At 56.7% G+C, this 12,481-nt stretch carries 13 protein-coding genes; 7 read left to right on the forward strand and 6 right to left on the reverse strand.

Features of this window, described 5'->3' with window-relative positions:
* Positions 1-208 precede the first annotated feature (208 nt).
* From rplU to cgtA, 3 genes are all read left to right on the forward strand, one after another.
* Entirely contained in the window at positions 209-520 is a 312-nt protein-coding gene (gene rplU / locus AC6I8N_RS02640) for a 50S ribosomal protein L21 (RefSeq protein WP_013507673.1), read from the forward strand.
* A 15-nt stretch (positions 521-535) separates the two neighbouring features.
* Positions 536-793, forward strand: coding sequence for a 50S ribosomal protein L27 (gene rpmA, locus AC6I8N_RS02645; RefSeq protein ID WP_006121751.1), 258 nt, complete (start codon positions 536-538; stop codon positions 791-793).
* A gap of 246 nt (positions 794-1,039) precedes the next feature.
* On the forward strand, positions 1,040-2,215 hold the full coding sequence (cgtA, locus tag AC6I8N_RS02650; RefSeq protein WP_021184255.1) for an Obg family GTPase CgtA: 1,176 nt from the start codon (positions 1,040-1,042) through the stop codon (positions 2,213-2,215).
* A 76-nt stretch (positions 2,216-2,291) separates the two neighbouring features.
* Here the strand turns inward: cgtA and AC6I8N_RS02655 are convergent, their stop codons facing one another.
* Genes AC6I8N_RS02655 through AC6I8N_RS02675 form a run of 5 tightly spaced genes read right to left on the reverse strand, consistent with a single transcriptional unit; the run spans position 2,292 to position 7,144 of the window.
* Positions 2,292-2,708 (reverse strand): hotdog fold thioesterase, encoded by a 417-nt coding sequence (locus AC6I8N_RS02655; RefSeq protein WP_497829975.1) that lies wholly within the window; start codon positions 2,706-2,708, stop codon positions 2,292-2,294.
* 3 nt (positions 2,709-2,711) lie between these two features.
* Entirely contained in the window at positions 2,712-3,470 is a 759-nt protein-coding gene (gene dhbA, locus AC6I8N_RS02660; RefSeq protein ID WP_021185719.1) for a 2,3-dihydro-2,3-dihydroxybenzoate dehydrogenase, read from the reverse strand.
* Positions 3,467-4,321, reverse strand: coding sequence for an isochorismatase family protein (locus tag AC6I8N_RS02665; protein ID WP_021185720.1), 855 nt, complete (start codon positions 4,319-4,321; stop codon positions 3,467-3,469). The genes dhbA and AC6I8N_RS02665 overlap by 4 nt, the downstream gene beginning before the upstream one ends.
* Positions 4,322-4,338: 17 nt before the next feature.
* Positions 4,339-5,955, reverse strand: a complete 1,617-nt coding sequence (locus AC6I8N_RS02670; protein ID WP_497829976.1) for a (2,3-dihydroxybenzoyl)adenylate synthase — start codon at positions 5,953-5,955, stop codon at positions 4,339-4,341.
* A 10-nt stretch (positions 5,956-5,965) separates the two neighbouring features.
* The gene (locus AC6I8N_RS02675; RefSeq protein ID WP_208724695.1) at positions 5,966-7,144 is read right to left on the reverse strand and encodes an isochorismate synthase; all 1,179 of its coding nucleotides are present in this window, start codon (positions 7,142-7,144) and stop codon (positions 5,966-5,968) included.
* A 176-nt stretch (positions 7,145-7,320) separates the two neighbouring features.
* On the opposite strand from AC6I8N_RS02675, the gene fepB reads away from it, so the two are divergent.
* Positions 7,321-8,286 (forward strand): Fe2+-enterobactin ABC transporter substrate-binding protein, encoded by a 966-nt coding sequence (fepB, locus tag AC6I8N_RS02680; RefSeq protein ID WP_208724696.1) that lies wholly within the window; start codon positions 7,321-7,323, stop codon positions 8,284-8,286.
* Here fepB and entS read toward each other — a convergent pair.
* A complete protein-coding gene (gene entS, locus AC6I8N_RS02685; protein WP_497829977.1) occupies positions 8,281-9,531 on the reverse strand; it encodes an enterobactin transporter EntS in 1,251 nt (416 codons plus the stop codon). The two genes, fepB and entS, sit on opposite strands and share 6 nt — an antisense overlap.
* Before the next feature lie 181 nt (positions 9,532-9,712).
* Here entS and fepD point away from each other — a divergent pair, with 181 nt between their 5' ends.
* The 3 genes from fepD to AC6I8N_RS02700 are packed head-to-tail and all read left to right on the forward strand — an operon-like array spanning position 9,713 to position 12,428.
* Positions 9,713-10,669 carry a Fe(3+)-siderophore ABC transporter permease gene (gene fepD / locus AC6I8N_RS02690; protein ID WP_244634015.1) on the forward strand — a complete coding sequence of 319 codons (957 nt, stop codon included), beginning with the start codon at positions 9,713-9,715 and terminating at the stop codon, positions 10,667-10,669.
* Positions 10,666-11,637 carry an iron-enterobactin ABC transporter permease gene (fepG, locus tag AC6I8N_RS02695; RefSeq protein ID WP_208724699.1) on the forward strand — a complete coding sequence of 324 codons (972 nt, stop codon included), beginning with the start codon at positions 10,666-10,668 and terminating at the stop codon, positions 11,635-11,637. The genes fepD and fepG overlap by 4 nt, the downstream gene beginning before the upstream one ends.
* Positions 11,634-12,428, forward strand: a complete 795-nt coding sequence (locus AC6I8N_RS02700) for an ATP-binding cassette domain-containing protein (RefSeq protein ID WP_021185727.1) — start codon at positions 11,634-11,636, stop codon at positions 12,426-12,428. The genes fepG and AC6I8N_RS02700 overlap by 4 nt, the downstream gene beginning before the upstream one ends.
* Positions 12,429-12,481 lie beyond the last annotated feature (53 nt).

Below are 12,481 nucleotides of genomic sequence, written 5' to 3' on the forward strand. Positions count from 1 at the left end.
CCCAGCGTGAGTTCAGGTAATCTGTTACTGATTGTACTTGAAAAATCGCCTCGATAAACGTTTGCATTCATCCTGCGCTTTTTTTCTGCAAGAGAGTGCAAAGTGCACTTGTCTTCTGCTGGAGATTTGCGTAGAATTCGCGCCCTATTGTGAATATTTATAGCGCCGCCTGATAAACAAAAAGGCATGCGCAGAAGCGGAGTTTTATATGTACGCGGTTTTCCAAAGTGGTGGTAAACAACACCGAGTAAGCGAAGGTCAGACCGTTCGCCTGGAAAAGCTGGACATCGCAACCGGTGAAACCATCGAGTTCGACCAGGTTCTGATGATTGCAAATGGCGAAGACGTGAAAATCGGCGCGCCACTGGTTTCAGGCGGCGTGATCAAAGCAGAAGTTGTTGCTCATGGTCGTGGCGAGAAAATTAAAATCGTTAAGTTTCGTCGTCGTAAGCACTACCGTAAGCAGCAGGGCCACCGTCAGTGGTTCACTGATGTGAAAATCACTGGCATCAGCGCCTAAGAGGAGATCTGACAAATGGCACATAAAAAGGCTGGTGGCTCGACTCGTAACGGTCGTGACTCCAATGCAAAACGTCTGGGTGTTAAACGTTTCGGTGGCGAATCTGTTCTGGCAGGTAGCATCATCGTTCGTCAGCGTGGTACCAAATTCCACGCTGGTAACAACGTAGGTTGTGGTCGTGACCACACTCTGTTTGCTACCGCAGACGGCAAAGTTAAATTCGAAGTTAAAGGTCCGAACAACCGTAAATACATCAGCATCGTTGCTGAGTAAGGTTGTCGTGACGCAGACGGTTAACGTCTGAACGAACGAATGAAAGGCCCCGCAGCTTTGCGGGGCTTTTTACATTCTGCTGCGGAGCGCGCGTAAGCCTGCATCCTGACGCAGATTGCTGTACAATTTATGTACACAAGGCATTGCCCATCCTGTATTATCCGCCGCCGGTCAGCGCAGAAGACCCTGGCGGACCCGTTCGCAGTTGGGAACCCGCTGAGAACGTTAGTGTGACGGAGAAAGAAAATGAAGTTTGTTGATGAAGCGACGATCCTGGTGGTCGCGGGTGATGGCGGTAATGGTTGCGTCAGCTTCCGCCGCGAAAAATACATTCCGAAAGGTGGTCCGGACGGTGGTGACGGCGGCGATGGCGGCGACGTTTACCTGCTGGCGGATGAAAACCTGAATACCCTGATCGATTATCGTTTCGAAAAATCTTTCCGTGCTGAGCGTGGCCAGAATGGCCAGAGCCGTGACTGTACCGGCAAACGTGGTAAAGACATCATCGTCAAAGTCCCTGTGGGGACGCGTGTCATTGACCAGGGCACCGGTGAAACGCTGGGCGATATGACCCGCCACGAGCAGAAGTTGATGGTCGCCAAAGGCGGCTGGCATGGTCTGGGCAATACCCGTTTTAAATCCTCTGTGAACCGTACTCCGCGCCAGAAAACGATGGGTACGCCGGGTGAAAAACGTGACCTGCAACTGGAGCTGATGCTGCTGGCTGACGTCGGTATGCTTGGTTTGCCGAATGCAGGTAAATCGACCTTTATTCGTGCTGTTTCTGCCGCGAAGCCAAAAGTTGCTGATTATCCGTTTACTACCCTGGTGCCAAGCCTCGGCGTGGTGCGTATGGACAGCGAAAAAAGCTTTGTGGTCGCCGACATTCCGGGCCTGATTGAAGGTGCTGCGGAAGGTGCGGGCCTGGGTATTCGTTTCCTGAAACACCTTGAACGCTGCCGCGTGTTGTTGCACCTGATCGACATCGCGCCGATTGACGAGTCAGATCCGGTAGAAAACGCGCGCATCATCCTCGGCGAGCTGGAGAAGTACAGCGATAAACTGTATCAGAAGCCGCGCTGGCTGGTGTTCAACAAAACTGACCTGCTGAGCCGTGAAGAAGCGGAAAGCCGTGCTAAAGCGATTGCAGAAGCGCTGGGCTGGGAAAATAAATACTATCTGATTTCCGCTGCCAGCCGTGATGGCGTCAACGACCTGTGTTGGGACGTAATGAGCTTCATCATCGCGAACCCGAAAGAAGTCGAAGAAGAAGCGAAAGAGCCGGAGAAAGTTGCCTTCATGTGGGATGATTACCACCGTGAAGCGATGGAAAACGCGCAGGAAGTGGAAGAAGACGAAGACTGGGATGACGACTGGGATGAAGATGACGACGAGGGCGTCGAAATCATTTACCAGCGTTAATTGCTCCAGCAAAAAGCGGCCAGATGGCCGCTTTTTTGTTGCCGCTACGGCAGAAAGGATGGCATACCAGGTCAAATTACCCGAGCACTGCCACCGTCAAACGACTACTACAGCACAACTGATCGCGTCCATTGCGGATCTCGATCTGCCAGCTTTGATTACGTGCGCCGAGATGCAGTGGGCGGCAGATACCGCGCACTTCGCCGCTGCTGACCGCGCGGTGATGACTGGCACTCACCTCAATCCCCACCACGCTTTTTCCCTCTTCCACGCTGAGATAGCCGGCAATCGATCCCATCGATTCCGCCAACACCACCGATGCGCCGCCGTGCAACAAACCAAATGGCTGCTGCGTACGTGCATCTACCGGCATGATGGCCTCCAGGTGATCGTCGCCGATCACGGTAAACACAATGCCCAGATGCGCCACCAGTGAGTTCTCACCCATCCGGTTCAGTTCATCCAGTTCTATCGATCGTTTCCAGATTGCCATGCATCAGGCTCCCAGCGTCGCGCCACCGTCCACCACGATATCCTGGAGTACCACATGGCTGGCGAGATCGGAAGCAAGGAACAGAATGTTGGCAGCGATCTCCTGCGGTTTGGCGATCTTACGCAGCGGGATCCCGAGTTTATATTGATCCTGGAAACCGTTGATCATCTCCTGCTCCGCCTCCGGGGTATGCCACAGGCTGCGCTGCATATCGGTATCGGTCGATCCTGGTGAGACGATATTGCAACGCACGCCGAGCGGAGCCATCTCCAGACCTACGGTGAGGCACAGGCTACGTAGCGCCGCTTTGGATGCGCCATAAGCAGACATGCCAAGACGTGGTGCATGGGCGGCATTCGAAGCGATGGTGACGATAGCGCCGGCCCGTTGCTGACGGAACACCGGCAGCGTCTGCTGGAACATATTGAACGCACCACCGGCGTTGACGGCGAGGCAAGCCTGCCAGTCCTCAAACGCCAGTTCTTCGGTGCTGCCGATACGCAGAATGCCAGCACCGTTTACCAGCACATCGAGACGCGGTTGATCCGCCAGCAGACGCTGGCAGACGGTTTTCACTTCAGCAGCATCAGCAACGTTCATCACCTGACAGGCAAACGGATAGTCTGCCTGATCAAAACGCAGATCGAAGCCCACCACCTGCGCGCCCGCCTGATGAAAAGCCAGCGCCGTATGGTAGCCGATGCCTTTACCGGCCCCGGTTACCCAGACAATTTTTCCACGGAAATCAAACGGCAGGCTCATTTCGTCGACTCCCGCGACAGCAGCGCCCACCAGCCGTCAATGCTGGGATTCTTCGCCAGGCTAACGAAATCGATATCGCTGTGCACCTGACGCCAGCGCGCTGCCAGCGCCATCACGCGTACGGAATCAAGACCGTAGTCGATCAGATTCTCATCATCTTCCGGCACATCGTCATCTTCCAACAGCGGCAGGATCAGCGCACGCAGATCGTCTTTGCTCAGCGGTAGCGGCATCAGATCAGCGGTCATCACCACTTTGCCGCTACGGCCAGCGGTGTAGGTCAGCGCCATCAGATGTTCTTCACGGGTAAAGTCAGCCAGCGCATCGGCCACCATAAATGGCTGGATGTTGCGCATAAAGGCGTCAGTGGCGGTGGTCAGGCAACCGATATGGGCGTAAACGCCGGTAATGATCAGCTGATCGCGGCCCATCTCTTGCAGGATCGACTCCAGCGGAGAACGATGAAAGGCGCTGTAACGCCATTTGGTCAGTACATGATCGTGCTGATCCGGTGCCAGAGCATCAACGATCTTCTGTTGATCGGGATGCTTGTTGAGGCCGGGTCCCCACATATCATTCAGTAGCGCACGATCTTCATCGCTCTGCTGGTTAGGCTGCGCGGTGTAGAACACCGGGATGCCTTGCGCTTTGCAGTAAGCCCGCAGCCGCGCGATGTTTTCGACAACCTGATTCACCAGCGGGCTGTTTTCGCCCCAAAAATTAAGGAAATAGGCCTGCATATCGTGAATCAGCAGCGCCGCGCGTTGCGGCTCCAGCGCCCATTTCACCTTGTTGGCAGGCAACTCGGTGGCGGTCGGCAGCGGATAAGAGGTCAATTTTGGAATAGCCATACAATCTCCGGAACAGGTCAGGCTTGCGCTTGTTGGTCGGCAAGTTGTTGGCGCAGACGTTTTTTATCTACCTTACCAACCGGGGTCAGCGGCAGGGCGTCTACGCAGGTAATACGATCGGGTAATTTGAACTCGGCTACGCCCAGTTCGCGCAGATGGCGACGCAGCGCCACCGGCTTAATCGGCTGGCTGGCGACAATAAAGGCGCAGCTCTTTTCACCCATCAGCTCATCATTCATCGATACCAGCGCAGCGTGAATCACATCCGGGTGACGTTGCAGCAGGTTTTCGATCTCCTCTGCGGCGATCTTCTCTCCGCCACGGTTGATCTGATCTTTTTCGCGTCCCTGTACGGTGATGTAACCCTGCGGGTTAATCTCAATCAGATCGCCGGAACAGTAAAACCCGTCGGCATCAAAGCTGGCGGCGTTATGCTCCGGGCTGCGATAGTAACCACGGAAGGTATAAGGACCGCGTGTCATCAGACGGCCCACTTCACCCACCGGCAATGCATTGCCATCGGCATCGGCGACCCAGACTTCATCATCATCAGAAATTGGACGTCCCTGGGTGGTGAGGATGGTTTTCTCGTCGTCGTCGAAGCGTGTGTAGTTCACCAGCCCTTCCGCCATACCGAAAACCTGTTGTAACCGGCAGCCAATTTCTTGTTGGATGCGGGAAGCCAATGTCTCACCCAACTTCGCACCGCCCACCTGCATCCGTTCCAGTGAGGCCAGCTGTTTGTTGCTGCCCCATTCCTGAATCGCCTGCAACCACAGGCTCACCGCAGGCGGCACCAGGCCGGTATCGGTGATCTGATGTTTTTCGATCAACGGAAAGCACAGTGTTGCGCTGGGATCGGCGGCCAGTACCACCTGACCACCGGCATAAAACACGCCGAGTGCGCCGGGTGAACTCATCGGAAAGTTATGTGCCGCAGGCAGTGCTACCAGATAGCGGGTGCGGTCGGTCACGGCGCAAATATCCACGCTGCCACGAATGCTGTAGTAGTAATCGTTGTGGGTACGCGGGATCAGCTTCGGCGTACCGGTACTGCCGCCGGAGAGCTGGAAGAAGGCCACTTCATCACCCGCACTCGGCGTTGGGGTGAAATCACCGGCGCTTTCCGCCAGCAGCGTTTCCAGGGTGTTTTCCGGCTGGGTGTCATTGCGCAGAATCACCTGCTGCAACGAGGGATGGCTGCGGCACAGCACATCGATAAAGCTATCATCAGCGAACAGCGGATGGGTACGATCGGCAATCAGCAGCACCGGTTCAATCTGCGCCGCGTAGGCGGTCATTTCTGTGCGCTGATGGCTAAACAACGCATTGACGGGTGCCACGCCAATTTTAAATAAGGCAAACAGGGTCAGATAGAAATCCGCCACGTTGCCGAGCTGCACCAACGCGGTATCGCCGGTTTTCAGGCCGCGACGTTGCAGGGCAGCCGCCAGGTTGTCGGTCAGCTGATCCATTTCGCGATAACTGATTTGGCGTTCGCCGTCGATCACCGCGATGGCGTCATTCTGTTGCTGACGCGCCAGGATGTCGGTCATTGGTACGTCGAGCCAGTAGCCTTTTTCGCGGTAACGGGCGGCGAGTTCGTCAGGCCAGCGGTTGTAGGGAATACTCATGGTCTTTCCTTTATTGCAGTCCAAAGGCGCGCAACATGGTGTCCAGCTTCACGCCGGTTTCACGCCATTCTGATTCGGGTTGAGAGTCGGCCACAATTCCGGCACCCGCGAACAGGCGCACGCGGCTGTCATGTACCGTGCCGCAACGGATGGTGACGACCCATTCGCCATTGCCTGCGTCATCGCACCAGCCGACGATGCCGCCAAACAGCTGACGATCGAACGGCTCCAACTGTTGGATCAGCTGCTGCGCTTGCTGATGCGGGAAACCGCTGAGAGCCGGGGTCGGATGTAGCAGGCAGGCGAGGGACAGGGCATTCTCGCGCGGATCCTGCACTTCACCATCAATCTGCGTGGCGAGATGCCATAACGTTGAGGTGGTGATGAGCGAGGGTACGGTCGGCACCGACAGCAGACGGCTGCGCGGTTGCAGCGTGGAGCGCATCGCATCGGTGACCAGCTGATGTTCGTGCCGATCTTTACTGGAGTTCATCAACGTTTCGCCGGCTGCGCGATCGGTTTGGCTGTCGCTATCGCGACGTGCGGAACCGGCGAGAGGACAAGAGCTGAAGTCACGCCCCTGCTTGCGCAACATCAGTTCCGGGCTGGCTCCCAGCAACACACCACCCTGCGGCAGCGGCAGATGGAAATGGTAGCTGTTAGGGTTTTGCGCCATGACCCGCTGCATCAGCGCAGCGCTATCCACCGGTTGTTCAGTCACGATATCCATCAGGCGCGACAGGACCACTTTGTCGAGATCGCCACGTTGTGTGGCCGCCACCGCATCTGCCACCATTTGGGTAAAGGCGTCGTGATCCGGCACTGCCGCACGGCGGCGCACGGCGGGCAGCGCACTCAGTTCGGTCGGTAACGCGGCCAGTAAATCGGCACGCTTAAAGGTCTGATGGGATTCAGGAATAAACAAAGCGGCAGGTTGGCTGACATCAAACGGGATCGCACCGACCAGAATCGGTTTCTCGATACCCTGTTTTTTCGCCGCTGCAAAATGCTGGCGCAGCTGTTGCTGAAAATCACCGTCTAGCGCAGCAGCATCCTGAACCGGTTCGGTCAGGGTGGTGTAGCAACCCTGAGTCACCAGGCTGCGCCAGGGAGATGTGAACAGGAATCCGCGACAAAGTGCGGAAAAATCCTTCAGCCAGGCATTTTCAAACGTGGAGGATTCCACCATAATTTTCACCTATAAATGATAAGATTATTAAGAATGATTATCATTTTTATTATGGCCCTGTAACCTACGTCGAATGGTCCAAAGAGTCAATCAGTTCGCGGGTGTTCCCTTATCTTTAAGCGTTTTCCGGCATTTACGCCGGGGGCGGAAATAAGCTAAATAATGGATGAAAACTTATGAATAAATGCGGTTTATGGGGCATGGTTGTCCTGTTGTTCATTTTACAGGCTTTTAGTGGACTTGCGCGTGCCGAACAGGGCTGGCCACGCAAAATTCAGACCGAACAGGGCGTGGTGACATTGACCAAAGCCCCCCAGCGTATTGTCTCAACCAGCGTCACCTTGACCGGTTCACTGCTGGCGATTGATGCGCCGGTGATTGCATCGGGTGCTACCGCCCCCAACAGTCGCCTCTCCGACGATCAGGGCTTCTTCCGTCAGTGGGGCGAGGTGGCGAAACAACGCGGCGTCAAACGCCTGTATATTGGTGAAGCCAACGCTGAAGCGGTGGCAGCCGAAGCACCGGATCTGATTATCGTCAGCGCCACGGGTAACGACTCCGCCATCAAGCTGGTGAGTCAGCTTTCTGCCATTGCACCGACGCTGGTGATTAACTACGACGATAAAAGCTGGCAGGACCTGATGACGCTGCTCGGTGAGGCCACCGGTCATGAAACCGAGGCGGCGCAGCATATTAAAGCCTTTGCCGATCGTCAGGCCGCGCTGAAAAAAGCCATCACATTACCGCCGCAGCCGGTTTCCGCCCTGGTGTGGAATGGCGATGGACGCGCGGTGAATTTGTGGACTGCTGAATCGGCGCAGGGCAAATTGTTGCAGCAACTGGGCTTCACCCTGGCGATGCCTCCGGCCAATATTCAACAAAGCCACAGCATGGGACAGCGCAAGGACATCATTCAGCTCGCGGGTGAAAACGTTGCCAGCGGCCTGACGGGACACAGCTTCCTGTTATTTGCTGGCGACGACAAAACCCGTCAGTCGGTGCTGGCTAATCCGTTCCTCGCACAAAACGCCGCCGTGACGCAGCAACAGGTTTATGCAATGGGCGTTGACAGCTTCCGCCTTGATTACTTCAGCGCCAGCAACCTGCTGGCTCGCCTGGAAAAACTGTTTGTGAAGTCATGATGCTTCTTCCGCCAGCGTTACGGCTGGCGGTTGATAGCGACGTAACGATCCCATCACCAGCCACATCAGCACGCCCAGCAGGGTGGCAGCAAAGCCAAACACCGCGGCCGCCTGCTGAGGTAACAGCCAGGCACCGATCCCGCCAATCAGCGCCGCGCCCAGCGCATCCCCGGTGACGTTTTGTGCCGTCCATAAGCTGTTAATACGTCCCAGCAGCGCATCAGGGGTTAATGCCTGAATCAGGGTATACTGCACCAGGCTGGTAATGGAACTGAAGTAACCAAACGCCACCAGGCAGAGCAACGCGAGGGGGAAGTCTGGCATCAGGCCAAACAGCCCGAGCGCCAGAAATGAGGCGATAGCGCTACTGAGAATCAATAAACCGGGACGTGAGGCCTGTGCTAACCGACCACTGGTGACAGCGCCGATTGCGGCACCCAAAGGCACGGCAGCGAACATCAATCCCAGTCGGTCGGCACTCACCTCCCAATGCGGAGCCAGCGCCGGATAGAGCACGCGAATCGCGCTCGCCAGCGTCACCAGTGCGCCCATCAACGCCGCCATCCCCACCAAAGGCGTGGTAAAAAGAAATTGCACACCGGTTGCCAGCGATTTCAGGGGGTGCTCGCGCGGCTGTGGTGGCGGAGGTAGCATCGGCAGTTTTAGTAAGGTCAGCACGGTCAGTAAGGTCCCCAGCGCCGCGAGGACGAAGTTCCATACCACGCCGCCACTGGCAATCACCATGCCGGCTATCGCCGGTGACAGGATGGAGCCGAAACGTACCGAAAGCATGGTAATTGCGCCCGCCTGCATCAAATTCTCGCGTCCGACCAGCGCCGGAGTCGCGGCCAACAGCGCGGTGACGCCAATCGCACCGAAAAAGCCATCCCACAGCCCCAGCAGATACACCGCAGTCAGTGAGGGTTCCGGCAACGCCGCGTTGATCGCCAGTCCGACAAAGCCCAGACCACAGGTCGAGCGGGCGAATAAAATCAGTTTCTTACGTTCATAACGATCGGCCAGTACCCCGCCGGTTAGCAAACCAATAAACATGCCGCAGGCGGCTACCGTAACGCCGAGTCCAACCAGCAGGGGGGATTTTGTCATCTGCTGAATTTGTACCGGCACCGCCACCGCCAACATGCCGAGTGCGACAATCGAGATAAAGCGGGCGATAAATACCGCGCGAAACGCCGGATGGGATTTAAGCAGGGAGAGATCGATAAAGTGGGAGGGTTTGTTCATTTCTTCGCCTTTTTGCACCAATTTTCCTCATCTTCCGCGAGGCGAGTCATGATAACATAGACAAATACGAGTAATAACGATAACAAATATCATTATCACATTTACCCTACGCACGCGATTACGTTGATTATTAAAGGTTCATAACGCTATGCACCAGACTCGCGCACTTGCAGGATCAGGGATGCTGCTGGTGCTCCTTATTGCCCTGAGTTTAATGCTGGGGGCAAAATCCATCTCTCTTTCCGATGTTTATCATGCCGTTACCACCACCTGTGGTAGTGCGGATTGCGTTATCGTTCGCGAGGCGCGTCTGCCGCGTACCCTGGCCGGATTGCTGGCGGGCGTGGCTCTGGGGCTGGCCGGCGCGTTAATGCAAAGCCTGACGCGTAATCCACTCGCAGACCCCGGTATTCTTGGTGTCAACGCCGGAGCCAGTTTCGCCGTGGTGTTGGGGGTGGCATGCTTTGGTGCCAATGCGCCGTCCGAATGGCTTGGTTTTGCTTTTGGCGGTGCGCTACTGGCTTCATTGCTGGTGTCGATGACCGGTGCGATAGGTGGCGGGCGCGTCAATCCGGTGCGTTTAACCCTGGCCGGTGTCGCGTTAAGCGCGGTACTGGAAGGGCTGACCTCAGGCATCTCGCTGCTCAATCCTGACATCTATGATCACCTGCGTTTCTGGCACAGTGGTTCGCTGGATATTCGCGACTTCAGCATCCTGCGTACCCTGTGGCCAGCCGTTGCCGTCGGAAGCGTGGTAGCTTTCTGTTTGTCGCAAGCGTTAAACAGCCTGAGTATGGGCGGCGATATGGCGACCGCGCTGGGTACGCGCGTGGCCCGTACCCAGGTACTGGGGCTGCTGGCGATTGCGCTGCTGTGCGGTGCAGCCACCGCAGCGGTTGGACCGATTGCGTTTGTTGGGTTGATGACGCCGCATCTGGCGCGCTGGCTGGTGGGGAATGACCATCGCTGGCTACTGCCTGCTACCGCGTTGGTGACCCCGATCCTGCTGTTAACGGCGGATATTATTGGTCGCCTGCTGGTGCCTGGTGAGCTGCGCGTTTCTATCGTCACCGCCATGCTGGGAGCACCGATGTTGATTGTACTGGTGCGGCGCAAACTCGCGCGAGGTGTTGTATGACCCGGCGCGTCATGTTTCATACCTTCTGGTTGCTGCTCGGTTGCGGGTTGCTCGCGTTTCTGGCGATGACACGGGGTGCTTTGCCGGTCAGCGGTGAACAAATCTGGCAGGTGATGCTGGGGCAGGGTGCCAGCAATATCAAACTGATCGTGCTGGAGTGGCGTCTGCCACGCGTGTTGATGGCGTTGCTGATTGGCGCAGCGTTGGGCGTGAGCGGCGCGATTTTCCAGTCACTGTTGCGTAATCCATTAGGCAGCCCGGATATTCTTGGCTTTAACACCGGAGCCTACAGCGGTGTGCTGGTGGCGCTGGTGTTGTTCAACCAAAACGCCTCGGCGATGACGGCCGCTGCGATGATTGGCGGCATTGCCACTGCCGCGCTGGTTTACCTGTTTGCCTGGCGTAACGGCGTGGAGACTTTCCGTTTGATTATCGTCGGCATCAGCGTGCGTGCGTTGTTGATGGGGCTTAACAGCTGGTTGATTATCAGCGCTTCGCTGGATGCTGCCCTCAGCGCTGGTCTGTGGAGCGCCGGTTCGCTGAACGGTATTACCTGGACAAAAACGCCGCCGGTGATCGTGGTGTTACTGCTGGCGCTGCTGTTGGTGGCGCTGCTGGCCCGCCGGATGCGTTTGCTGGAGATGGGGGATGACACCGCCTGCGCCCTTGGCGTGCCGGTGGAGCGTAGCCGCCTGTGGTTGATGCTGCTTGGTGTGGTGCTGATCGCTGCTTCAACGGCTTTGGTCGGCCCGATCTCCTTTGTAGCGCTACTGGCACCGCAGATTGCGCGCCGTCTCGGCGGCGGCATGCCGCTGGCCGGATTATGTGGTGCGCTGTTGCTGATTGCTGCCGATTTCGCGGCCCAGCATCTGTTCTTACCTTATCAATTGCCGGTGGGGGTGATTACCGTCAGCATCGGCGGCCTTTATCTGATTGCTTTACTGGTGCGGGAGGCACGACGCCAATGACCGAAATCTCCAGTCGTCTCTATGGCGAAGGGTTGACGCTGGGTTACGACAAAAAAGTGGTGGCAGAAAATTTGTCGGTGGCGATCCCGGAAGGGGAGCTGACGGTGATTATTGGCCCGAATGCCTGTGGCAAATCAACCCTGTTACGCACCCTGAGTCGTCTGAATACGCCGTTAAAAGGTCAGGTGTTTTTGGACGGAGAAGCCATTGCGCGCTATCCCACCAAAGAGGTGGCACGCCGCCTGGGCCTGCTGCCGCAAAGTTCTAACGCCCCGGCAGGCATCAGCGTCACTGAGCTGGTGGCGCGTGGACGTTATCCACATCAGGCGCTGTTCGGGCGCTGGCGTGCTGAAGATGAAGCTGCGGTGCAGCAGGCGATGCTGGCGACCGGGGTGTCTGATCTCGCTGATCAGCAGGTGGATACCTTGTCTGGCGGTCAGCGTCAGCGTGTGTGGATTGCGATGGTGCTGGCGCAGCAAACGCCGTTGTTGTTACTGGACGAGCCGACCACCTGGCTGGATATCACCCATCAGATTGAATTGCTGGAATTGATGCAGGATCTCAATCAACAGCATGGCCGTTCGTTGGTGGTGGTGCTGCATGATCTGAATCACGCCTGCCGCTATGCCACGCACCTGATTGCTATGCGTCATGGACGGATTATCGCGGAAGGGAAACCGGCAGAGATTGTCACGCCCGCGTTGATTGAGCAGGTATACGGCTTGCGCTGCGTGATTGTAGAAGACCCGGTGGCGCATACGCCAATGATTGTGCCGCTGGGACGGCCGTAGCGGTGTGATTTATCGCGCGGTTCCGTGCGCGGTGCTGGAAAGAATCGGCGCGA

Source organism: Pantoea sp. X-Soil-TKNS-1279, from assembly GCF_059730565.1.